19 protein-coding genes are annotated in these 22,306 nt (G+C 69.2%); 8 read left to right on the top strand and 11 right to left on the bottom strand.

Going from position 1 to position 22,306, the window contains the following annotated elements:
* Positions 1 to 31 precede the first annotated feature (31 nt).
* A complete protein-coding gene (gene dacB / locus ACZ3HV_RS01710; protein WP_465679857.1) occupies positions 32 to 1,603 on the top strand; it encodes a D-alanyl-D-alanine carboxypeptidase/D-alanyl-D-alanine endopeptidase in 1,572 nt (523 codons plus the stop codon).
* Positions 1,604 to 1,937: 334 nt separating this feature from the next.
* Positions 1,938 to 2,876 (top strand): GNAT family N-acetyltransferase, encoded by a 939-nt coding sequence (locus ACZ3HV_RS01705; RefSeq protein ID WP_465679855.1) that lies wholly within the window; start codon positions 1,938 to 1,940, stop codon positions 2,874 to 2,876.
* Here ACZ3HV_RS01705 and ACZ3HV_RS01700 read toward each other — a convergent pair.
* Together ACZ3HV_RS01700 and ACZ3HV_RS01695 are read right to left on the bottom strand one after the other, a co-directional pair.
* On the bottom strand, positions 2,839 to 3,471 hold the full coding sequence (locus ACZ3HV_RS01700; RefSeq protein WP_465679853.1) for a hypothetical protein: 633 nt from the start codon (positions 3,469 to 3,471) through the stop codon (positions 2,839 to 2,841). The genes ACZ3HV_RS01705 and ACZ3HV_RS01700 overlap by 38 nt on opposite strands.
* The gene (locus ACZ3HV_RS01695; protein ID WP_465679851.1) at positions 3,464 to 3,964 is read right to left on the bottom strand and encodes an RNA polymerase sigma factor; all 501 of its coding nucleotides are present in this window, start codon (positions 3,962 to 3,964) and stop codon (positions 3,464 to 3,466) included. The genes ACZ3HV_RS01700 and ACZ3HV_RS01695 overlap by 8 nt, the downstream gene beginning before the upstream one ends.
* 90 nt (positions 3,965 to 4,054) lie before the next feature.
* On the opposite strand from ACZ3HV_RS01695, the gene ACZ3HV_RS01690 reads away from it, so the two are divergent.
* Both ACZ3HV_RS01690 and ACZ3HV_RS01685 read left to right on the top strand, forming a co-directional pair.
* Positions 4,055 to 4,639 (top strand): ArsR family transcriptional regulator, encoded by a 585-nt coding sequence (locus tag ACZ3HV_RS01690; RefSeq protein ID WP_465679849.1) that lies wholly within the window; start codon positions 4,055 to 4,057, stop codon positions 4,637 to 4,639.
* 63 nt (positions 4,640 to 4,702) lie between these two features.
* Positions 4,703 to 5,959 (top strand): MFS transporter, encoded by a 1,257-nt coding sequence (locus ACZ3HV_RS01685; RefSeq protein ID WP_465679847.1) that lies wholly within the window; start codon positions 4,703 to 4,705, stop codon positions 5,957 to 5,959.
* Here ACZ3HV_RS01685 and ACZ3HV_RS01680 read toward each other — a convergent pair.
* Positions 5,956 to 7,572 (bottom strand): MFS transporter, encoded by a 1,617-nt coding sequence (locus tag ACZ3HV_RS01680; RefSeq protein ID WP_465679845.1) that lies wholly within the window; start codon positions 7,570 to 7,572, stop codon positions 5,956 to 5,958. The two genes, ACZ3HV_RS01685 and ACZ3HV_RS01680, sit on opposite strands and share 4 nt — an antisense overlap.
* Complete coding sequence (locus ACZ3HV_RS01675) at positions 7,572 to 8,078, bottom strand: MarR family winged helix-turn-helix transcriptional regulator (RefSeq protein WP_465679843.1); 507 nt, start codon at positions 8,076 to 8,078, stop codon at positions 7,572 to 7,574. The genes ACZ3HV_RS01680 and ACZ3HV_RS01675 overlap by 1 nt, the downstream gene beginning before the upstream one ends.
* A gap of 183 nt (positions 8,079 to 8,261) precedes the next feature.
* On the opposite strand from ACZ3HV_RS01675, the gene ACZ3HV_RS01670 reads away from it, so the two are divergent.
* From ACZ3HV_RS01670 to ACZ3HV_RS01660, 3 genes are all read left to right on the top strand, one after another.
* A complete protein-coding gene (locus ACZ3HV_RS01670; protein WP_465679841.1) occupies positions 8,262 to 9,887 on the top strand; it encodes a Wzz/FepE/Etk N-terminal domain-containing protein in 1,626 nt (541 codons plus the stop codon).
* Positions 9,888 to 9,893: 6 nt separating this feature from the next.
* Complete coding sequence (locus tag ACZ3HV_RS01665; RefSeq protein WP_465679839.1) at positions 9,894 to 11,273, top strand: O-antigen ligase family protein; 1,380 nt, start codon at positions 9,894 to 9,896, stop codon at positions 11,271 to 11,273.
* A 188-nt stretch (positions 11,274 to 11,461) separates the two neighbouring features.
* Positions 11,462 to 12,826 carry a right-handed parallel beta-helix repeat-containing protein gene (locus tag ACZ3HV_RS01660; protein WP_465679837.1) on the top strand — a complete coding sequence of 455 codons (1,365 nt, stop codon included), beginning with the start codon at positions 11,462 to 11,464 and terminating at the stop codon, positions 12,824 to 12,826.
* 48 nt (positions 12,827 to 12,874) lie between these two features.
* On the opposite strand, the gene ACZ3HV_RS01655 is transcribed toward ACZ3HV_RS01660, so the two are convergent.
* Both ACZ3HV_RS01655 and hisF read right to left on the bottom strand, forming a co-directional pair.
* Complete coding sequence (locus tag ACZ3HV_RS01655) at positions 12,875 to 13,351, bottom strand: MarR family winged helix-turn-helix transcriptional regulator (RefSeq protein WP_465679835.1); 477 nt, start codon at positions 13,349 to 13,351, stop codon at positions 12,875 to 12,877.
* Positions 13,348 to 14,109 (bottom strand): imidazole glycerol phosphate synthase subunit HisF, encoded by a 762-nt coding sequence (gene hisF, locus ACZ3HV_RS01650; protein WP_360370946.1) that lies wholly within the window; start codon positions 14,107 to 14,109, stop codon positions 13,348 to 13,350. Before hisF ends, ACZ3HV_RS01655 begins: the two co-directional genes overlap by 4 nt.
* 90 nt (positions 14,110 to 14,199) lie before the next feature.
* Between hisF and ACZ3HV_RS01645 the strand changes: the two genes are divergently transcribed.
* Entirely contained in the window at positions 14,200 to 15,393 is a 1,194-nt protein-coding gene (locus ACZ3HV_RS01645; RefSeq protein WP_465679833.1) for an SGNH/GDSL hydrolase family protein, read from the top strand.
* Here ACZ3HV_RS01645 and ACZ3HV_RS01640 read toward each other — a convergent pair whose 3' ends face one another.
* The 5 genes from ACZ3HV_RS01640 to priA form a co-directional block, all read right to left on the bottom strand.
* On the bottom strand, positions 15,394 to 16,326 hold the full coding sequence (locus ACZ3HV_RS01640; protein WP_465679831.1) for a lysophospholipid acyltransferase family protein: 933 nt from the start codon (positions 16,324 to 16,326) through the stop codon (positions 15,394 to 15,396).
* Positions 16,326 to 17,879 (bottom strand): NPN-dependent hydroxyacid isomerase, LarAH14/15/16 family, encoded by a 1,554-nt coding sequence (larAH, locus tag ACZ3HV_RS01635; protein WP_465679829.1) that lies wholly within the window; start codon positions 17,877 to 17,879, stop codon positions 16,326 to 16,328. Before larAH ends, ACZ3HV_RS01640 begins: the two co-directional genes overlap by 1 nt.
* Before the next feature lie 72 nt (positions 17,880 to 17,951).
* Positions 17,952 to 19,151: a zinc-dependent alcohol dehydrogenase gene (locus ACZ3HV_RS01630; protein WP_465679827.1), complete on the bottom strand. Its 1,200-nt coding sequence runs from the start codon at positions 19,149 to 19,151 to the stop codon at positions 17,952 to 17,954.
* Positions 19,148 to 21,469, bottom strand: a complete 2,322-nt coding sequence (locus ACZ3HV_RS01625; protein WP_465679825.1) for an HAD-IB family hydrolase — start codon at positions 21,467 to 21,469, stop codon at positions 19,148 to 19,150. The genes ACZ3HV_RS01630 and ACZ3HV_RS01625 overlap by 4 nt, the downstream gene beginning before the upstream one ends.
* On the bottom strand, positions 21,466 to 22,203 hold the full coding sequence (gene priA / locus ACZ3HV_RS01620) for a bifunctional 1-(5-phosphoribosyl)-5-((5-phosphoribosylamino)methylideneamino)imidazole-4-carboxamide isomerase/phosphoribosylanthranilate isomerase PriA (RefSeq protein ID WP_465679823.1): 738 nt from the start codon (positions 22,201 to 22,203) through the stop codon (positions 21,466 to 21,468). Before priA ends, ACZ3HV_RS01625 begins: the two co-directional genes overlap by 4 nt.
* Positions 22,204 to 22,306 lie beyond the last annotated feature (103 nt).

Here is a 22,306-nt window from a genome sequence, read left to right as displayed (position 1 = left end):
TTGGATTCCGCCTGGGTTGAGGGAGTTTCTCGTGAAGTATTTACCGAGAGTGTCGGGGCGCGCGATGGTCGCCTCTGTCGCCGCAGTGGCGGCGGCCGTCGGTGGGGTGGTCACACAGTCGGCCGGTGCGCCGACCGCAGTACAGGCGACAGCGCTGCAGACGCGACTGGACAGCCTGCTGAACGACAGCCGGTACGACGGCTCGCAGGTCGCGCTCGTGGTCCGGGACGCGACCACCGGCGAGACGCTGTACGACCGGAACGGCGATCAGCGGATGCTGCCCGCTTCGAACACCAAGCTCTTCACATCGACGGCCGCGATGCACACGCTCGGCCCGTCGTACCGCTTCCACACCGACGTACTGGCGACCGCGTCCGTCCGCGGCGGCAAGCTGAACGGCGACCTGTACCTCAAGGGGTACGGCGACCCGACCGCACTCGAGTCCGACTACGCCGGACTCGCCAAGCAACTCCGCGCGGCCGGCGTCCGTCGCGTCGAGGGTGACCTGGTCGCCGACGACACGTACTTCGACCACGTCCGCCTCGGCGACACCTGGTCCTGGGACGACGAGCCGTTCTACTACAGCGCCCAGATCTCCGCTCTCACGCTCGCCCCGAACACCGACTACGACTCGGGTACGGCGATCGTCGAGAGCCTGCCCGGAGCAACGGCCGGAGCACCGGCGAAGCTCTCGCTCGTGCCGGCGAACGGCGTGATCAAGCTGGTCAGCACCGCAACCACCGGCGCGGCTGGGTCGGCCAACACGCTGAGCATCGAGCGCGACCATGGCACCAACATCGTCCGGGTGACCGGTTCGGTGCCGCTCGGCGCCTCGGTCGGGCAGGAGTGGGTGACGGTCTGGGAGCCGGAGCTCTACGCGGCCGACGTCTTCCGGCGCGCGCTCGCCGCGCAGGGCATCCAGGTCGACGGCCGGATCAAGAACGCCGCCACTCCGACGACCGCCCGGCAGCTCGCCCGGGACGAGTCGATGACGGTCGGCGAACTGATGACGCCGTTCCTGAAGCTGTCCAACAACATGCACGCCGAGACCCTGGTCAAGGCGATGGGCGCCGTCGTCGAAGCCGAAGGCAGCTGGTCGGCCGGACTGGGCGTCGTCACCGACTACGCGCAGAGCATCGGGGTCAACACCAGCCGGATCCGCCTCTCCGACGGCTCGGGCCTGTCCCGCAAGGTCAACGTCACCGCCGACAGCGTCACCGACGTACTGATCGGGGCGCAGAAGGAGCCATGGTGGCAGCAGTGGTACGACGCTCTGCCGATCGCCGGCAACCCGCAACGGTTCGTCGGCGGCACACTGCGCAGCCGGATGCTCAACACGCCGGCCGCCAACAACCTGCATGGCAAGACCGGCTCGCTGACCGGCGTGACGGCACTGTCCGGCTACGTGACGAACAAGGACGGCCGCAAGCTGGTCTTCTCGATGATCAGCAACAACTACCTGGTCAGCCCGCGCTCGATCGAGGACGCGGTCGGCGTCACGCTGGCTTCCTGGACCGACCAGGCGCCGCCGGCCGCAGTCGCGCCGAACACCCTCAGGACGACGCAGACCACCTGCGACCTCGAATGGGAGAAGGCCTGCTGACCTAATCCGTTCGACAGTACGGCGGTCGTTCACCACCATGTCTGAATGACCGCCGTACTACCTGCCACGTACACCGTCCGCCCACCGACGAAGGACGACGCGAAGGCTGTCTTCGACCTCGGCGACCGGTTGACAGGCTACGGCTCGGTCTTCGTGGGCGGGGCCTGGCGAAGTTCCTGCTGCGCGACCAGTTCGCCCTCGACGCCGCGGCCGGACGGACCGGCACGATCCTGCACGTGGACACGAACAATCCGACGCCCGCGCTCGACCTGTATCTGTCCGTCGGCATGACCGCCACGCTGGTGATCGACGTCTGGCAACTGCGGGTGGACGCATGAATCTGCCTGCCGGGTACACCGTCCGGCCGATGCGGCTCGAGGACGCCGGGATGATCGCCGAGCGGTCCGGCGACTACACGCGCGCGTTGCTCGGGTTCGCGAAGCACAGTCCCGAGGACGTCGCGAACTACCTGCGTGATCCCGGATTCACCCCGGCGACGGATGGTTGGGTGGTGCTCGACGCGGCCGGTGAGTTCGCCGGGTCGGCCACCGCGATGGCGCACAACGACGGCACCCGAATGACCCTCGAAGCACTGAGCGCGGACCCGGCGATTGTGGAGTGGTTGCTCGAGCGCGGGATGCAGCGTGCCACTCGAGGTGGATCCGGCGAGGTCGTCGTGAGCATCGGCGTCATCCGGCAGGACGAACTGATGCCGGAGATCCTCGCCGCCCGCGGTTTCACGATCGATACGTCGATTCACCGCATGCGGATCACCTTCGACGGTCCGGTGGAACCACCCGCCGTGCCTGTCGGTGCCGTCGTACGGCGTGGTGCCTTGGACGAGACGAGTCGCCGGACGGCGCACGCCGTACTCGTCGAGGCGTTCCGTGGACAGCCTTCGGCCGAACCGCGGCCGTTCCCGGAGTGGGCGGCGGCACGAGAGAGCCGGTCCACGTTCGACTGGTCGCAGCTGACCACCGTCGAACTCGACGGCCGGGCGGTCGCTGTGACCGAGTGCAACGACAATTTCGTCAGTACCGAGAACTGCGGGTACGTCGGCCGGCTCGCCGTCATCGAGGAGGCCCGTGGCCGCGGCCTCGCCAAGTTCCTCCTGCACGACGCCTTCGCCGTCGACGCCGCCGCCGGACGCTCCGGCACCATCCTGCACGTCGACAGCAGCAACCCCACCCCGGCCGTCGCCCTCTACACCGCCGTCGGCATGCGCGCTGACCTCATCAGCGACATCTGGCGGCGAACGATCCAGCCGGCCTGAGGCAGCCGCGTCCCTTCAGGACGACCCGGTCACCGGTGCTTCCGGCGTACACCGTGCGGTTCGCGAGCGCGCTCTGCAGGTCGAGGTCGAGAGTGGTCGGCGCGGGGCCGGGGTTCGTGCATTGGTGGCCCTCGTTCTGGTCCGGGCCGACGCCGTACCGGTACGCCGCGATCCGGACCGAGTACGCGTCCTGGGACAGGATCCGGACGACCGTGTTCGGCAGGCACGGCTCGATGGCGACCTCGTCGGGTTCGACCGCCACGGTCAGCACTGACAGGTGATCCGGATCCAGCCGCACCGAGGTGACCGCGATCTCGCCCCGCAGCAGGATCAGCGTCGTACCGATCTTGTACTGCTGTGGCGCCGGCCCGTCGACCAGGTACCGAGCCACCTCGGGGCCGAACGTCGGCTCGCGCTCAGCCCTCGGGAGGCCGACGCCGGCGGCGATCCCGGCCACGACCACGATCGCCGCGACCGCGGCGGACACGACGTAACGCCGCCGGCGCCGCTCTCGAACGGCACGTTGGACATCCTCGAACGGCGGCGCCTCTTCCGGCGTCCGCGCCTCGACGTACTCGACCAGCAGGTCACGCATTCTCGGTCACCGCCGACAACGGCGCGAGGACCCGCCGGGCCCGGGCCAGCCGGGACTTCACCGCACCGGGCGCGAGTTGCAGATCCACCGCGATCTGCTCGACCGGCAACTCCAGGACGTCATGCAATACGACGATCGCCCGCTGCTCCGGCGTGATCCGGGCCAGCGCGGCCGCCACGTCCAGCGCGGCACCATCCGTCCCACGCGCGGTGTCCGGGCGGCCCGTGAGCCTGGCCAGAGCCCGGGTCGCCACCTGCCGCCGGCGTACCCGGCTGATCATCGTCCGCACGGCGACCGCACGCACCCAGGTCTCCGGGTCGTCGTACCGGCGGATCGCGTCCCAGCGGGCGAGCAGCTTCACGTACGCGTCCTGGGCGACCTCCTCGGCGTCCGCGCGCGATCCACCGATCGACACCAGTACGCCGATCAGCCGCGGCCAGGTCTGCCGGTAGAGGGCGGCCATGTCCGCCACCGGATCACTGTCGTCCCGCACCCGGTCACACCTCCCCGCCCAGTGTCCCGCCGGACCCGGACCGGCGACAGGGGGTTGCTTCCAGGAGATCTGAGAGATTACTCTCGAAACATGTCTCTCAGAAATCCGTACGGCGATTTCGAGATCACCGACCCGCAGGCGATGCGGGCTCTGGCGCATCCCGTCCGGCTCGCCGCGCTCAGCTGGTTGCAGAAGAACGGACCGGCGACGGCGACCCAGTTGTCCGAGCACGTCGGCGCGTCTCCGTCCGTCACCAGCTGGCACCTGCGACACCTGGCCTCGTTCGGCCTGGTGGTAGACGGCCCGCCGCCGGAAGGATCGGACCGGCGGCAGCGCTGGTGGAACGCGGTCGCCCGTGGGTTCCGGGTCACGATGCCGGACACCCCGGAGGGCGTCGAGGCCGGCCGGCTGCTGCTGGCCGAGATGATGAGCCAGGCCCTGGAGCAGGCACAGCACTGGCTCGCCGATATCGAGCCCGAGCTGGATCCCGAGTGGCGCCGCGTGGCCGGGTCCGCGAATACCCGCCTGATCGTCACCGTCGACGAGGCCGACGCGATCGAGCAGGAGATCGAGCAGGTACTCGCGCCGTACGTCCAGCGCGGCGAGGAGGGCGCACCGCCGGACGCCCGCTCGGTCCGCCACCTCCGCATGTCTTTGCCCGAAGCAACCACCTGAGCCGGACCCGTTCGTCTTTTCTTGCCCAAAGCAACAACCTGAACCTGCCCTGGGGGAACCATCGTGAGCACACTTACCACCACCAGTCTGTGGCGCGACCGGCGGTTCCGGACCTTCTGGTCCGCACAAACCGTGTCCGAGTTCGGCGACCGGATCACCGAGCTCGCCCTGCCACTGATCGCCGTCACCCTGCTGGACGCCTCCCCCGCCCAGGTCGGTTTCCTGACCGCGGCCGTCTGGCTGCCGAACATCGCCTCGCTGTTCATCGGCACCTGGGTCGACCATCGCCGCGACAAGCGCCCGCTGATGATCGCGGCCGACCTGGCCCGCACCGTCCTGCTGCTCACACTGCCCGTGGCGTACTGGGTGGACCTGCTGGGACTCGGCCAGCTTTACGCGATCGCGATCCTGGCCGGTACGGCGCACGTCCTCTTCAACACCGCCTACGCGTCGTTCTTCGTCCGGCTGGTCGAGCGCGACCAGTTCCTCGAGGCCAACAGCAAGCTCTCCGCGACCCGGTCGATCTCCTTCATGGGTGGCCCGGCCGTGGCCGGTCTGCTCGTGCAGTGGCTGACGGCACCGGTCGCGATCGTCGTGGACGCGTTGTCGTTCGTGTTCTCGGCGATCCAGCTCAGCCGGCTGAAGACGACACCTGGCGAGGCCGACGAGACATCGGAACCGTTGCTCACCCGAGCCCGCGAGGGCATGCGCTATCTGCTCCGGCACCCGTACTTGCGCCGCAGTCTCGGCTGCGCGACCACGGTCAACTTCTTCAACCTGATGGGCATGGCGCTGCTGGTGTTGTTCGCCAGCCGCGAGCTCGGGCTCTCAGCCGGAACGATCGGCCTGGCCTTCGGGATCGGCTCGGTCGGCGGCCTTCTCGGCGCGGTCGCGGCCGCACCGCTGAGCCGGATCTTCGGGGCCGGCCGGGTGATCGCGGCCGGTTCGATCGTCTTCCCCGGCGCGATGGCACTCGTGGTCCTGGCCGACGGTCCGGTTTGGGTCCGCGCCACCGCGCTGGCCGGCGCCGAGTTCGTCGCGAGCTTCGCCGTGATGTGTTTCGACGTACCGCTGAACTCACTGCAGGCCGCGGTCATCCACGACCACATGCGCAGCCGGGTCGCGGGTGCGTTCACCAGCATCAACTACGGCGTCAGGCCGCTAGGCGCGGTCGTCGGCGGGTTCCTCGGCACCTGGATCGGTGTCCGCGAAACCCTCCTCGTCTCCGCCGCCGGCGGCCTGCTCTCCGTCCTGTGGCTGGTCGGCTCACCGATCATCCGCACCCGCGAACTGACCGACCTGGAGCCACCCGAACTTTAGTCGTGCACGTTGCTGTCGACGAGGTCCTCGACGTCGACCTTGGCGACGGTCTTGCGGAGCGGGACCTCCTTGATGAAGAACGCCGCGACCAGGCCGACCAGGGCACACGCGGCCGCGATCAGGAAGATCCGTCCGGTCGCATCGCCGTACGACATCCGCACCAGCTCCGCCAGCTGCGGCGGCAGGTGATTGACGTCCAGCAGGCTCGTGCCGTCGGAGCCACCCTCCTGCAGCTTCCGCGCCGCCTCCGCACCACCTGGGCCGGACAGCACCCCTTCGATGATCAGGTCCTTCACGCGCGTCGCGAGTAGGGCGCCGAGTACGGCCACGCCCACCGCACCACCAAGGCTGCGGAAGAAGCTGACCGTCGCACTCGACGCGCCGATCTCGCGGACGTCCACGGTGTTCTGGACGGCGAGGACCAGGTTCTGCATCATCATGCCCATGCCGAGGCCCATGGCCAGCATGCCGAGACCGACGTACCAGTACGGGCTGGTGTGGTCGATCGTCCCGAGCAGTGTCAGCCCGAGCACGAGCAGGATGCCGCCGGACACCAGGTACCGCTTCCACTTGCCGTAGCGGGTGATCATCTGTCCCGAGCCGACCGACCCGAGGAACGAGCCGAGCATCATCGGGATCGTCAGCAGACCGGCCTCGGTCGGGCTGTAGCCGCGGGCGATCTGGAAGTACTGCCCGAGGAACAGCGCGCTGCCGAACATCGCGACACCGACCGCCAGGCTGGCCACGATCGCCAGCGCGGTGGTCCGCTGCCGGACGACCTTCAGCGGGACCAGCGGCTCCGCGACCTTGTTCTCGACCAGTGCGGCGAGGATGCCGACGAGCACCGTGCCACCGACGAACAGCACCGACTGCCAGGAGATCCAGGCGAAGTCCTGACCGGCGAACGTGACCCAGAGCAGCGGCAGGCTCGCGGCGATGCTGATCAGGATCGCGCCGAGGTAGTCGATCCGGACCTCACGCTTGATCAGCGGCAGGTGCAGGTACTTCTGCAGGATCACCAGGCTGATCAGGGCCAGCGGGACGCAGACATAGAAGCACCAGCGCCAGCCGAGCCAGGAGGTGTCGACGATGACTCCACCGATGAGCGGGCCGCTGACGGTCGCGACCGCCATCACCGCACCCATGTAGCCGGAGTACCGGCCCCGGCTGCGGGGTGGGATGGCCGCGCCGATGATGGCCTGCGCCAGCGCCATCAGGCCGCCCATCGCGAGGCCCTGCAGCACGCGGGCGCCGATCAGGAACGGCACGGTGTGGGACAGGCCGGCCAGCGCGGAGCCGACCACGAACAACGAGATCGCCAGCTGCACCAGCAGCTTCTTGCTCATCAGGTCGGCGAGCTTGCCCCAGATCGGGGTGGACACCGTGGTGGCCAGCAGGCTCGCGGTCAGCACCCAGGTGTACTGCGTCTGGGAGCCTTCGAGGTCGGCGATGATCGTCGGCAGGGCATTGCTGACGATGGTCGAGCTCAGCATCGCTGTGAACAGCGCGGCGAGCAGGCCGATCAGGATCTCGAGGATCTCGCGATGGGTGAGTTCCGGCGCAGCGAGCACAGGGTTGGGCACTACCTGCTGCCGGGTCTCCGTGACAGTCATCAGTCTCCAGTCGAGTTGGTGCGCCTCACGACCTGGTTGACCTCCGTGATGGCCTGCGCGAGCCGCTGCATGGTCTCCGCAGCGGCGAGCAGCATGTCGTCGTCGAGGTCCGCCAGGGCGGCACGAAGATGCTGGGTGTAGGACGAGTAGAGGGCCTCCAGCTGAGCCCTTCCGCGGGGTGCCAGGCTGACCAGCCCGACCCGGGCATCGGCCGGGTCAGGCCGACGGCTCACCAGTCCGTCGGCCTCCAGGGCGGTCACTTGCCGGCTCACCACGGAGGCGTCGACGCCGAGCTTGGCGGCGATCTCACCGCCGCGCTGCTCGCCGCCCTTGAGGAGGACCTTGAGCACACTCGCGTCGGATCGTCGCAGCCCGCTGTCGGGCATCGGGTGCCGGTGCTCCACACAGCGCACCGCCCGGATCAGCGAACTGACTCCTTCGAGCAGCTCCTGGGCCGGCGCGTCCCGCTCCACCCCCGGGACGAGGGGTTCCTGAGCTAGTTGCATAACCCAACTATATACCAATTAGTTGGTTTCTGCAACCATATGGCAGACCGGGCGGTTTCGTTTACGGAGAGTCAGTCATTGGTTGAAACCGAGCTATTTTGGCGACTCTCCGTCTATCATCCTGCAAGGGGGCATTTGCTGCGGCGGTGCACCGAAGTCCAGGGGAGCGACTGAGGTGAGGCCATGAAGGCCACCAGGATCGATCAAGCACGGTTTGAACCGACTGTCTTCAGTGCCGTACGCCGGCACTGGATCATGGTCGTGGTCATCGCTGTGCTGACGTCCGGGGCGGCGATGGCGTACGCGTCGGCGCAGACCGAGCTCTACCGCGCGTACGGAACGGTCACGGTGCCGCAGAGCACGCTGGCCGAGGGCGAGGACCGCACCCAGTACTTCGACAGTCAGGTTCTGCTGCTGCAATCCCAGGAGGTGGCCGATCGCGCGGCCACCATCGCCAACACGGCGCTGAATGACAACGTGCTGACCCAGGACGACTTCGCGGGCGACCACAAGTCGTTGGAGATCACCCCTCCGGAGCAGGCCACTCCGGGCAGCTTCGGCTCCAGCATCGTCGCCCTCACCTTCACCTGGCCGGACGCCAGGGTGGCCCGGGCCGGTGTCAACGCGGCGCTCCAGGCCTTCGACGACGCACGATCCGCTGCCACCGCCGCGCAAGGTGCCGCCGACGTCGCCGCGGTCGAGCGAGCCATCAACGACGCTCGGACAGCGGGCCAGCTGGTCGACCTGAAGAACCAGCGGACGAAGACCCTGGTCGACCTGGAGCTCGACCTGGCCACCCATCCGAGCGCCGTCTGGGCCGCCGAACCCCAGGTGCCGATCAACGGCAACGTGAAGCGGTCCGGTGCCATCGGGCTGGTGGCCGGGCTCGTGCTGGGCGCCGCGGTGGCGTACCTGCGGGCCGGCCGCAAGCGGTGCCTCGACGACCGCCTCGACCCGGTCGCGATCTACGACGCGCCCCTCATCGGCGACATCCCGTCGACCGGGAACCACGGGATCCGGACCGCCCTGTCGGCCGCCGCCCACCCGCTGCCGGTGGCCGCCGATCCGCAGTCGCCGACCGCCGAGGCCTTCCGGTTCACCGCGGGGTCGGTCGAGCGGATGCGCGCTTCCCGCGACCACCGGCTGGCCGTCGTCTTCGTCTCGGCGGACAGCGGCACCGATCGGAGTGCGGTCGTGGCGAACCTCGCGCTCGCGGTCGCCGAGAGCGGAACGCCGGTCCTGGCGGTGGACGCCGATGCCACCGGGAGCGCCCTCACCGGCCTCCTCCTCCCGGGCAGCGCGGAGGCCGACGGTTTCGAGCAGGTCGTGGCCGGGTGCTGTCTGGTGTCGGAGTGCATCGAGCCGAGCCCGCTCAACGCCGATGTCACCGTCCTCCGGGCCGGCACCGTCCGGGTCCGGCGGACCAGCGGCACGGCGTACGCCGAGGCGGTGGAGAAGCTGATCGCCGAGGCCAAGGAGTCCTTCGAGCTCGTGCTGATCGACAGTCCGGCGGTGCTGAGAGCGGCGAACGCGGTCGAACTGGTGCAGGACTCCGACGCGACCGTCGTCGTCCTCGGCCCCGGCGAGTCGGTGCGGGACCACGTCACCGTGGTCGAGCGTCTCGAGCACGTCGAGCCGGACGTGGCGGGCTACGTTTTCCGGCGGACCGGTCGTGGGCCGAAGTTCGTCCGCCGGATGCGGGAGCGGACCGCCCGGCGGATCGGCCAGGAGTCGGTGGAGGCCGGCGACCGCCTCGCCTTCCGGCCCGCCAGGAACCGTCGAACGTCGGCACGCCTACCGCAGGGCTGATGCGGGATGTCGTCCGCCGCCGGTAGTCGACGCGAACGCGGCACGGTTCTGGGCGCTCCGCCGCCGCAGGCATCGGGCCGGCTCTGGGTCCTGTACGGCCGCGTGCTCGGGCCGCTCCTGGGCGGCTACCTGCTGTTCGACCGGGCCTTCGCCTACCTCCATCTGCCCGGCAGTCCGTTGTTCGTCGGCGAGATGGTGCTGGGGGTCGGCGCGGCTGCCACCGTCATGGCCACCCGTTACCTCAAGATGCCGATGAGGGACGAGTCCATCCTCGCGCTGCTCGTGGCGTTCGCCGGCTGGGGACTGATCCGGACGATTCCCGGCGTCGGCACCTACCACCTGGATGCGGTGCGGGACGCCGCCCTCTGGTTCTACTGCCTGTTCGGGTTCTTCGTGACCGCGGCGCTGGCCAGATCACCGGAACTCATCGATCGGTGGATCACCCAGCTGACGCGGTTGACTCCATGGCTGCTGCTGTGGCTGCCGTTCGCCGTCGTGCTCTATCCCCTGTCCGACAGCTTCCCGACGGTGCCGTTCTCGGCGGTCTCGGTGCTGTCGCACAAATCTGGGAGCGCGGCCATCGCGGCGCTCCTCGTGCTCGGGTGCATGTGGCTCTTTCCCGGTACGCGCAGCGCACGCAGTCGCACGGGCTGGAGCGTGCTGGCTCTGGTGGTGGTCGCCCTCGCCGCCACCCAGAACCGGGGTGGCCTGCTCGGCGTGATGGCCGGCGGCGCGGTCGGGCTGGCGTTCCTCCGCAACCGCGTGGGGCTTGCCGCCCGCGTCGTACTCGTGATGACCGTCGGTCTGGGAGTGGCTTCGCTGCTGTCGCTCAAGATTCCGCTCGGCGGACTGCAGGGCCGGGAGTTCTCGGCCACCCAGCTGATCGACAACGTCGTGAGCCTCGGTGGGAAGAACGAACCCGGCAACCTCGGCGGCACCGTCGAGGGGCGTCAGCAACTCTGGTCGCGGATCCTGGCCAAACAGATCAACGACGGCCACCTCGTCGACGGGTCCGGGTTCGGCCAGAACCTGGCCAGCGAGGTCGGCGTGCTCGACGCCGGCAAGGACACCTTGCGGAGCCCGCACAACTCGCACCTGCACCTCCTGGCGAGGTTGGGGGTGGTCGGAATCTCGTTGTGGATCGCCTTGTGGGTGGGCTGGTACTGGCGCATGGTCGCCGGCTGCCGTCGGCTGGCGCGCGAAGGGCTGCACACCAGACGCCAGGTGGGTGTCCTCACGCTGATGGTGTGCACGGCTGTGCTGGTGTCCTGCTTCTTCGATCCCCAGTTGGAGGGGCCGCAGGTCGCGGCGCTGCTGTGGACCGCGTTCGGGATCGGGGTGACGGTGACGACGGTCCGGCCCTGGTTCGGTGGCGGGACGTCGTGAGACCGGCATCGGGCCGGGGGCGCTGGATCGTGGCCGGCTGCGCAGTGGTGGGTTTGCTGGCACTGGCGTGGCCTTTCGATGCAGGCGGCGGATCGACCCCCGCCAGCCCGTCCGGCCCCTCCGGCGTCACCGGCTCTGTCGGTCCCACCGGCCCCGTTGGCCCGGTTCCGAGAACCTGTGATGGAGTCGTGGTCAGTCCCGCCGAGGATCTTCAGTCGGTCATCGCCGCGCATCCGGCGGGTACGACGTACTGCCTCTCCCCCGGCACCTACCGGCTGGAACAACCCCTGGAGCCGAAGGAGGGTGACGCGTTCATCGGTGCTTCGGGGGCGGTCATCAGTGGGTCGAAGGTGCTGACCGGCTGGCGGCAGACCGGCGGCGTCTGGTCGGCCACGGGATTCCTGCCGCCGGCACCGGACGACCACGGCGAGTGCATGGAACCCGTACCGACCTGCACGTACGCCGAGGACGTTTTCGTCGACAAGCAGCGGCTGACGCGCGTCGACTCCGCGGCGGCCGTGACCGCCGGCACCGTCCACGCCGACTACCGCACGAACACGATCACGATCGGCGACGATCCGCGGCTCCACCTGGTCGAGCAGGCCGTCGCGCCCAGCCTCATCCGTGCGACCGTCGACCACGTCACCGTCGCCAACCTCGTGCTCGAGCAGGCCGCGAACGAGGCTCAGGTCGCCGCCGTCGAGTCCCGCCGGACGACGCCGTACGGGATGGGGTCGGGCTGGCAGATCCTGCACAACGAGGTGCGCCTCAACCACGGCGTCGGCCTCGGCCTGGCCGACGGAGCCGTCGTCCGCGCGAACTTCGTGCACCACCAGGGCCAGCTCGGTTTCGGTGCCTGGGGCAACGGATCGGTGGTGAGCGGCAATGAGATCTCGTTCAACGGGATGGCCGGGTACTCGCCGGACTGGGAGGCCGGCGGGAGCAAGAGCTGGCAGACCGGCCGGCACACGGTCACGCACAACTACGTCCACGACAACCACGGTCCCGGGCTGTGGACCGACGGCGGCAACATCCACACGGAGTACTCGGCCAACAGGATCACCGCGAACTGGGGAGCCGGCATCCAGCACGAGATGAGTTATGACGCCGTCATCCGGGACAACGAGATCTCCGGGAACGGCCTGCAGCACAAGGGCTGGGCCTGGGAGGCCGGTATCCAGATCCAGTCCTCGGGCGGGACGACGGGACTCATCGAGATTGCCGGAAACACCCTCGGCGACAACGCGAACGGGATCGCCCTGATCGAGAGCGGCGGCCGGGCCGACGAGAGGCCGGCGCCGTACGGGCCGCACGTCGTCCGGAACGTGTGGGTCCACGACAATCGCGTCACGCTGGCCGACGGTCAGGTCAGCGGCGCCGTCCAGGACATCGGCGACACCGCCGTCTACACCCGGAACAACAACCGCTTCGAGAACAACACGTACGTCGTCCCGTCACTCGCCCAGCCGTACTTCGCCTGGAACGACAACGACCTGACCTGGTCCCAGTGGCGCGCCGCAGGCAACGACGACGGCGGCCGCGCCGTCAGCTGAGGTCGTCGTTCAGGCGGGCCGGCAGGCGGCAGACGTCGGCGAGGCCGGTCAGCCGAGGTCGTCGTTCAGGCGGGCGAGGAGGCGGCCGAGGTCGGCCAGGTCGGTGGGGTTCCAGCGGTCGAGGATGGCGCGGAACTCGGTCTGGCGCTGGGCGCGCATCGCGCCGAAGCTCTCGGCGCCGGTCGCGGTGAGGCGGAGCAGGCGGGCGCGGCCGTCGTCGGGGTCGCCGACGCGTTCGATCAGGCCGAGGCTCTCGAGCTGGGTGATCCCGCGGCTGACCGTGGACTTGTCCAGGCCGAGCGCCTGGGCCACGTCCGACGCACGGACGCCGGCGCCGCCGCTCGGCGTACCGAGCTCGATCTGGGAGATCAGCGCGTAGCCGGCCGCGTCCATGTCCGGGTGGACCCGGCGGGCCAGCCGCAGCGACGCCGAGCGGGACCGCCGGAACAGCGCCGACAGTTCCTGCTCGATGTCGGCGACCAGCTGCTCGCTCTGCTCGGGCCGGTCGGTCACCGGCGAGCTCACCTGACCACGATCCCGGCGTCGCGCAACGCCTTCTTGACGTCGGCGATGCGGAAGTCACCGAAGTGGAACACGCTGGCCGCGAGCACCGCGTCCGCGCCGGCCTCGACGGCGGGCGGGAAGTGCTCCGGCGCCCCCGCTCCTCCGCTGGCGATCAGCGGTACGTCGACCACCGCCCGGACCGCCTTGATCAGCTCGAGGTCGAACCCCTGCTTGGTCCCGTCGGCGTCCATCGAGTTCAGCAGGATCTCCCCCGCACCCAGCTCACAGCCGCGCTGGGCCCACTCGATCGCGTCCAGCCCGGCCGACTTCCGGCCGCCGTGCGTGGTCACCTCGAACCCACTCGGCTGATCCGCGGCCCGCCGTACGTCGAGGGACAGCACGAGCACCTGGTTGCCGAAGCGGTGGGCGATCTCGCGGATCACCTCCGGACGGGCGATCGCACCGGTGTTGATGCCGACCTTGTCCGCCCCGGCACGCAGCAGCCGGTCCACGTCCGTCACCTCGCGGACCCCGCCGCCCACGGTGAGCGGGATGAACACCTGCTCGGCGGTCCGCCCGACCACGTCGTACGTCGTCTCGCGCGAACCGGACGACGCCGTGATGTCGAGGAAGGTGAGCTCGTCGGCCCCCTCCGCGTCGTACACCTGGGCCATCTCGACCGGGTCGCCGGCATCCCGCAGTCCGGTGAAGTTCACGCCCTTGACCACCCGCCCGGCATCGACGTCCAGGCAGGGGATCACACGCACGGCAAGAGTCACGCGGAAAGGGTACCGACTCGGACCCCGCGATCCGGCGCTCTCCAAAAATCTAGTTGCATTGCAACTAGATGCCCTGCAACTATCGCGGACATGAAAACCACTCTGCTTGCCGCACTCGCGCTGGCCACCTCCTCCGTTCTGCCGGCCTCGGCCGCGGCGCACGACGGCTGGTCCGCCGCCTGGGCGACCGCGATGCAACGACCCACCGCCAACACTGCGAACTGGTCCACCACGGGCTTCGACCACCAGACGATCCGGCACACGATCCGGCTCAGTACCGGCGGTCGCTCGCTGCGGATCCGGCTCTCCAACCAGTACGGCACCACGCCGCTCCACCTCACCGGCGTGACCATGGGCGAACGACACCTCACCGCGACCTTCCACGGCTCGCCGCGCACCACCATCGCCCCCGGCCGGACCATCACCTCGGATCCGATCAAGATCCCGACCGTCGCCGGCGAACAACTCACTATCTCCCTGTACGTCGAGGGCTCCACCGGGCCGGCCACGTTTCACGAGGACGGGCTGACGACGACGTACGCGACCGCCGGAGACCACCTGCACGACGACGTGGTCGGAGGCGAGACCAGCCACTCGGTCTACTACCTCACCGGCGTCGACGTGACCGGTGCGACGGGCACAGTCGTGACGTTCGGCGACTCGATCACCAACGGGCACAACTCGACCGTCGGTTCGGATCGCCGGTACTCGGATGCCCTCGCCGAGCGGCTGCGGTCGCGCCGGCTCGGGGTGGCCAACGTCGGGATCACGGGGAACCTGCTGCTCAGCGAGTTGCCCTGCTTCGGCGCGCAGGGCGTCGCCAGGTTCGAGCGCGATGCCCTGGGTCAGCCGGGGGTTCGCACCGTGATCGTGGAGGAAGGCGAGAACGATATCTGGGACAGCGAGTTCAACTTCGGCTGTGGCAGTACGCCAAGGGTCACCGCGGACCAGATCGTGGCCGGGTACCGCAGCATGATCAGGTCCGCGCACGCCCACGGTGTCCGGATCGTCGGGGCGACGATCACGCCGTTCAAGGCCGACTACATGCAACCGGCCGACTTCGCGCGGGCGGAGGCGATCCGCGACCAGGTCAACACCTGGATCCGCACGTCAGGCCAGTACGACGCGGTCGCCGACTTCGCGCAGGCCGTCGGGGATCCCGCGGACGAGCAGCGGCTGAACCCGGCGTACGACTCGGGCGACCACCTGCACCCGAACGACGCGGGATACCAGGCACTGGCCGTGGTTGCGTCCGAAGCAATCTCCGGACGCAACCAGGGGTGACTACTTCCAGGCCTTGCGCCTGCTACCGGCAGGCTTGATCGGGGCGGTCGATGCCCACACCCGGCGCCAGCGCGCAGCGTCGGGACCGGACTGGGACGGGGACGCGCCGATCGCCACGCGGCGGCGCGCCTCGTACCAGGTGGTCGACTCCTCGTCGAGGAGCGCCGACACCGCGGCGGAGATGCGGGGCGCGAAGTCGCGGGCGCTCTCCCCCTCGGCCGGTCGCAGCGGGTCGCCGTACCGGACCGCGACCGTCGGGCGACCGGGCACCGGCCAGCCGCGGCCGCGCGGCATCGCGGCGAACGAGCCCTTGATGCCGACCGGGATGACCGGGACACCGTGCTCGACAGCCAGGTAGGCCGCACCCATCCGGAACCGCTCCATCCAGCCGTCCGGCGAGCGCGTCCCCTCCGGGAACACGACCACGTTCCAGCCGTCCGCGAGCAGGTCGCCCGGCGTCGAACTGAGCTTGCCGCCGCGGCGCTCGATCGGGAACGTGTTGAACACGATCGCCGACGCGGTCGCCCGCCACCAGGTGTCGAAGAAGTAGTCCGCCGCCGCGGCGACCGCGGTCTTACGCCGCATCTCGCCCGGCAGCGTGCACAGCAGCAACGGCGTGTCCAGGTGCGACGAGTGGTTCGCCACGATCAGGGCCGGACCGTTCAGCTTGAGCAGCGAGTCCAGACCGCTCACCTGCGGGTTCACCTCGAACCGCAGTACCGAGTTGAGCGCGCCCTTCTGCAGCACCTCACGGACCGCGATCGCGGCCGGCGTACGAGCCCACTTCGTCGGGAAGACCGAGGTCTCCTTCGGGATCACGTACGGCTCGGCCGACCGCGGCACCTGCGGCCGCCGGCCCCACCGCCAGCCGCGCGCGACCTGCTTGACGTCACGCGCGGTGTCGCGGCTGAACTTGACGAGGCTGGTACCCATCAGCGCACGTCCGCGAGCAGGTGCGGCGGGTTGTGCAGGTAGGTGATCGACGGCGACCGGCCGACCGAGTGGCTGACCATCTCCAGCGCGTCCTGCAGCGTCGACGCGGACCGGAAGCCCATCCGCTCGACCGTCTTGCGGTTCGCGCCGACCCAGACGATGTCGCCGCAGTGGTCCAGGGCGTGGGAGATCCAGTACCACATGTAGAACGGGTGCACACCGTGGTAGGCGTACGACGTCCGGTACAGGTGGATGTACCACGGGTCCTCGGCGTACTGCTTCTCGAACTTCGCCTCGATCGTGGCCGGGTCGGTGCTCTCGGAGAGCACCTCCTCGAAGAAGTCGACGTACGACGGGTGGTGCAGCTGGCTGAACTCGTCCGGCACCGGGTGGTAGAGGATCACCGCGCCGTCCTTGCGGACCACGGGGTTGCCCCGGTACGAGTTGAAGTAGTAGCCGAGCCCCATGCAGGCGGCCAGGATCGGGTTCATCACCGAGTTCACGTTGTACGGGCCGACGAACGGCACGCCCATGATCGCGACGTCGGACTGGCCCTGCACCTCGACCAGGTGCTGGCGGTGCACGTTCTCGATCGTCTTCTCGTGCACCGGCTCGATCGAGCCCGCGTGGATCCCGGTCAGCCCGTAGTTCGACCGGACGTCGGTGAAGATCTTGTGCCGCAGCTTGCCCGGCGCCGCCGCGAGCGCCCGCTTGGTGCCGAGCATCGAGGCCTGGTCCTTGATCGACCACTCCCACTCGCGCTTCTGCAGGAACTCCAGCGCGCCGCCGAAGATGTCGTTGTTCAGCGTGGTCTCGATCTGGAAGACCTTGACGTGCTCGGTCAGCACCGCGCCCATCCGCCAGGCCGAGTGGTGCATCTTCGAGGCCTTGTGGTCCATGAAGGACCGCGAGTGGATCATCGTGTGGCTGTTGTGATGGTGCTTCAGCGACTTGTACGAGGCCAGCCCGATCGACGTCGACTTGTGGCCGCCGTCCATCGCCACCAGGTTCACGTTCACGTAGACCAGCAGGTCGGACTCGGCCGCCCGCTTGGAGATCTCGACGTCCTCGCCGTGCTTGGTCTGGCCCAGGTGGGTCAGGTTCGCGGCGTCCTCGGCGTCGAAGTTGTAGAGCTTGCCGTCGGGGAAGAACGACCGGAAGACCCGCTCGCCGACGATGTCGCGCAGCTCGTTCGGGGTCAGCCGGCGGTGCAGCGCGTTCGCCGAGATCAGCTCGACGTCGTCGACCCCGGCGTCGGCGGCCATCGTCAGGACGGCCTCGATCACCCGCTGGCGAATGTCCGGCTTCTTCATCGGCGGCAGCGGCAGCGAGATGTCGTCGAACGCGATCGTCAGCCGCATCCCGGGCCGCAGCAGCTCCGGCAGCGGCTCGGAGTCGATCGGGTTCAGCAGCGCGTTCTGGATCGACTCCTCGACGTCCCGGACCGGCGGCAGCGCCTCCGGCGGGTACACCACCCGGGTACCGAGCGGGAACCGCTCCAGCAGGAAGCCCTCACCGTTGTGCACCAGCAGCGGCGGTGTCCGGTCGTCCACCTCAAGCACAAAACCTGGCCGAGACATGTCAGAAACCCTCTCGTCGTACGTACTGCGCCTGTGTCACGGCCCTCATGAGGCCCTCACATCGAAAGCAACCTTGACCGTGCCCAGTCGGCCGGCCGAATGCGCGTGGTCGATCGCCTCACGCCAGCGGTACAGCGGGTACTTCGCCCCGACGATCCCGTCGAGCGGGGCCTTGGCGGCCAGCTCCAGCGCGGTCTCGAACGCGGGTTGCTCGTTCGGCTCCTGCCGCGCGGAGGCGTAGGTGCCGGTCAGCTCCAGCTCCCGGAACCAGATCGGCGACAGGTCGGCGCCACTGGCCGGCATCCCGGACAGGACGACCCGGCCGCCGGCCTTGGTCACCCGGAGCACGGTGTCGATCGAGTCCTTGCTGCCGACCGCGTCGACGGCGATGTCGACACCGCCGAGCAGGAACTCCTTGGCGCCGAGCTCGGGCTTGAGGCGGAACGCGCCCGTCGACCGGCGAACGCCGCGGAACACCTCGTCGGGCGCGACGACGTCGCTGGCACCGAACGCCCGGGCGAGCTCGCGCTGCCTGGCGTGCTTCGCGACCACGGTGATCCGGCCCGCCTGGGTCAGCTCGCGCAGGGCGAGCGTCGCGAACAGGCCGACCGCCCCAGCGCCGCTGACGAGGACCGACTGGCCCGGCTGGACCTTGGCTCGCAACGCGGCGTGCACAGCACCGGCCAGGGGCTCCACGAGCACAGCGCGCTCGTCGGCCAGCCCGTCCGGCACGGCGTACAGCTGGCTGCGGTGCGCGACCATGAGCTTGCCCCAGCCACCACCGGTGTCGCTGCAGAAGCCGGTCTGCAGACCGGGCGTCACGTGACCCACCGTGATCCGGTCGCAGCGGTTGGTGGAGCCGGACGAGCAGTTCTCGCACGGCTCGACGCCACGGGCAGCGCAGGTCAGCACCGAGTCCATCACCACACGGGTGCCCTTGGGCAGGTCCTCGCAGTCGTCGAGCAACTCGCCGACGATCTCGTGACCCGGGACGAAGGGCATCGAGACGAGCGCGGAGAAGTACATCTTGGTACTGCCGGTCACCATGCCGAGGTCGGAACCGCAGATACCGGACAGGATCGGGCGGATCCGCGCCCAGCCCGCCCGCTCGGCCTTCGGTTCGTTGATGGTGACGAGGCGCAGCGGCGCGGCCGGACCGGTCAGGATGCCGGGGATGCGGCCGCCGACCGCCTTGGCCGCCAGCAACTTGGCCGGCGACCGGTACATCTCGAGCGCGAGCATCATCGGGCCACACCTCCGGAGAAACGCTGCACCCCTGGGAGCTCCAGTCGGGACGAAGTGGACGGGGTCTTCCAGTCGACGATCTGCCAGCGCGCGGCCCGGGCGGCCCGGAACAGCGACACGTCCGGCGAGACGGCGACCGGATTGCCGACGGTCATCAGCATCGGCAGGTCGGAGTGGCTGTCGGCGTAGGCATAGGACTTCGACAGGTCGATGTTCGTACCGCGGGCACGGTGCTTGATCCACGCGGCCCGGGACTCACCGACCAGCGGCGGGCCGGTCAGGAAGCCGGTGCAGCGGCCGCGGTCGTCGACGGCCAGCTCGGCGGCGACGATCTCGTCGAAGAGCGGCTCGAGCGGCCGGGTCAGCGGCCGGATCGCGCCGGTGATCAGGATCGTCTTGTGCCCGGCCGCGCGGTGCTCGCGGATCCGCCGGACAGCGGCGCCGCTCAAGCGTTCGAGCACGTGCTCGGCGAGGACCTCGTCGACGAGCTGGTTCAGCTGCTCCAGGTCGGCGCCTTCGTAGCGGCGGTAGATCGTCCGCAGGAACGTGCCCCGGTCCTTGCGCTCGGCCGAGATCAGCTTCGGCAGCCGGCGCAGCATCTGGCCGATCTCCCCGACCCGCTGGTGACTGTCCAGCTCGGGCAGCCGCATCCACAGGTAGGTCTCGATCACGTTCGACGACAGCAGCGTGCCGTCCATGTCGAACGCGGCGATGATCTCCGCATCCTGCGACGGCTCCACCTTCTTGAGGACACCGGCCGACTCGGCCAGCGCCTTGTTCCGCTTCTTCCGTACGACGTCCAGCCGGCGAAGCGAGTCGGTGACACTCGGGCAGTGCACTTCCTGCAGGTAGTGCTGCCAGTCCACGATCGAGGTGTCGCACCAGAACTTCTCCTGGTCGTCACCTTCGAGCGCGTTGTGCAGCGCGAGGACGTTGTCGTCGATGAACTGCAGCTCCGCCTGGGCGTACTCGGAGTACAGATCCATGTAGCGCCGGAGGAAGTCGAGGCGGCGCTTCTGGACGTCCAGCTCGCGGGCGTACTTCCGGGTCCGCTCGCTGCGCGGGACGCGGGTGATCACGGCGTCGGCCACCTTGTGCGCGCGTTCGCCGTACCGGAGCATGCTCTCGACCGAGTCGCCGCCGGGGAACTTCCACACCGGCAGCCGGACCGCGCCGCGCTCGCCGAGGTCGAACGGGTGCTTGGAGAAGTACGCGCGGACTCCGGCGTACAACTGCTCGAAGGTCAGCGGGTTCCGCGCGCCGGAGCTGACGTGGTAGTACTCCGGCTTCGAGAGCTCCGGCTCGGTCGCCATCACGGCGCAGATCGCGCCGACGACGTGGTCGACCGGGATGATCTCGACCACGGAGTCCGGGCTGGCCGGGAACTCGGGCAGCTCACCGCGGCCGTAGGCCAGGATCAGCGGCTCGGCCATCTTGAAGCCCTCGATCCAGCCCGGGTGCGGGCTCTGCACCGCGGACTCGATGATGGCCGGCCGGACGATCGACGTCGGCAGGGTCTTGGCGAACTCCTCGACCACGCGCTCGCCGAGCGCCTTGGTGAAGGTGTAGCAGTCGGTCCAGCCGAGGCTGCGGGCCCGCTCGGTGCCGGTCTCGACCAGCTTCTTCGCGACCCACTCGGTCCGGCGGCGCTCGGTGTCGGCCGCCGCGGTCAGGTGACCGGCGCGGCGGTGCAGCTTCTCGGCGTCCTTGCGGAACTTGGCCAGCATCGGCGCCGACCGGGACTGCTCCTCGATCCGGGCCTTCATCGCCATCCCGGCCTCGGCCTCGGTCCGCCAGTCGACGGTGTGCTCGACCGGCGCCTCGGGGATCGCGCCGCGCCGGCGACCGGCCGTGTAGGCGGTGCTGATGTGGACGTAATGAATACGACGCGCGGTCCCTGCGCGGCTTTCATCGATCCGCTCCAGCAGGCTCTTCGTGCCGAGCACGTTGGTCGTGAACGCCTCGTGGATCGGCGGGTCGAAGCTGACGTCGCCGGCGCAGTGCACGACGATGTCGAGATCCTTCGGCAGCGCCGGTACGTCGGCCAGATCGCCGTCGATCACCTGGATCCGGGCCGCCGACAGCGCCTCGGCATCGGCGTACCCGGTGCCCTCGCCGTAGAACGGCTTGAAGATGTCCTTCTTCAGCAGCTGCGCCATCCGGTCGGTGCCGGTCAGCGAGCCCTTCGGACGGATGATCGCGACCACGGTCGTGCCGGGCAGGTCACCGATGATCCGGTGCAGCAGCGCTTCACCGACGAATCCGGTGACGCCGGTGACCAGGACCTTCTTGTCCTTGAGCTTGTCGGCCAGACTCACTTGTCGCCTCCACGCGTGAGTTCGAGTGCCTCGGTCAGGGTGAACGCCCCGGCGTACAGGGCCTTCCCCACGATGACGCCCTCCACGCCGTCGGAGACCAGGGTGCTGAGCGCCTTGAGGTCGTCCAGGCTGGAGACGCCGCCGGAAGCGATGATGGGCTTGTCGGTGCGCACGCAGAGATCGCGGTACAGATCCAGGTTCGGGCCCTGCAGCATGCCGTCCTTGGTGACGTCGGTGACCACGTACCGCTCGCAGCCGGCCGCTTCCAGCCGCTCGAGCACCTCGTACAGGTCGCCGCCTTCCTTGGTCCAGCCCCGGGCCGCCAGGGTCCGGCCGCGGACGTCGAGCCCGATCGCGATCCGGTCGCCGTACTGCTGGATGATCCGGTCGCACCACTCGGGGTCCTCGAGCGCCGCGGTGCCGATGTTGACCCGGCGCGCACCGGTCGCCAGCGCCGCTGCCAGCGAGTCGTCGTCGCGGATGCCTCCGGACAACTCGACCTGGACATCGAGCTTGCCGGTCACCTCGGCGAGCAGTTCCCGGTTGCTGCCGCGACCGAACGCCGCGTCCAGGTCGACCAAGTGGATCCAGTCGGCGCCGGCGTCCTGCCAGGCCATCGCGGCCGTCAGCGGATCGCCGTACGACGTCTCACTTCCGGCCTCGCCCTGCACCAGCCGGACCGCCTGACCGTCCGCCACATCGACGGCAGGTAGCAGCACCAGGTTCTCTGACATGGCCCACACCCTAGAGGGCGTTCGGGAAGGATCCGTAACCCGGACGCCCGCTGAGTCGTTGAGATCCAATCTGTCTCAGCAATACCAGTCTAGTCTGTGGTCT

Source organism: Kribbella sp. NPDC020701 (assembly GCF_055562215.1).
This window is presented reverse-complemented; position numbering and strand designations above follow the sequence as displayed.

Excerpts from the sequence above, each read along its gene's own strand:
- ACZ3HV_RS01680 (WP_465679845.1), bottom strand. The coding sequence starts at position 7,572 with ATGACTGTCACGGAGACCCGGCAGCAGGTAGTGCCCAACCCTGTGCTC.
- ACZ3HV_RS01640 (WP_465679831.1), bottom strand. The coding sequence starts at position 16,326 with ATGGGTACCAGCCTCGTCAAGTTCAGCCGCGACACCGCGCGTGACGTC.
- ACZ3HV_RS01630 (WP_465679827.1), bottom strand. The coding sequence starts at position 19,151 with ATGATGCTCGCGCTCGAGATGTACCGGTCGCCGGCCAAGTTGCTGGCG.
- ACZ3HV_RS01670 (WP_465679841.1), top strand. The coding sequence starts at position 8,262 with ATGAAGGCCACCAGGATCGATCAAGCACGGTTTGAACCGACTGTCTTC.
- ACZ3HV_RS01705 (WP_465679855.1), top strand. The coding sequence starts at position 1,938 with ATGAATCTGCCTGCCGGGTACACCGTCCGGCCGATGCGGCTCGAGGAC.
- ACZ3HV_RS01690 (WP_465679849.1), top strand. The coding sequence starts at position 4,055 with ATGTCTCTCAGAAATCCGTACGGCGATTTCGAGATCACCGACCCGCAG.
- priA (WP_465679823.1), bottom strand. The coding sequence starts at position 22,203 with ATGTCAGAGAACCTGGTGCTGCTACCTGCCGTCGATGTGGCGGACGGT.
- ACZ3HV_RS01700 (WP_465679853.1), bottom strand. The coding sequence starts at position 3,471 with ATGCGTGACCTGCTGGTCGAGTACGTCGAGGCGCGGACGCCGGAAGAG.
- ACZ3HV_RS01645 (WP_465679833.1), top strand. The coding sequence starts at position 14,200 with ATGAAAACCACTCTGCTTGCCGCACTCGCGCTGGCCACCTCCTCCGTT.
- ACZ3HV_RS01665 (WP_465679839.1), top strand. The coding sequence starts at position 9,894 with ATGTCGTCCGCCGCCGGTAGTCGACGCGAACGCGGCACGGTTCTGGGC.
- ACZ3HV_RS01675 (WP_465679843.1), bottom strand. The coding sequence starts at position 8,078 with ATGCAACTAGCTCAGGAACCCCTCGTCCCGGGGGTGGAGCGGGACGCG.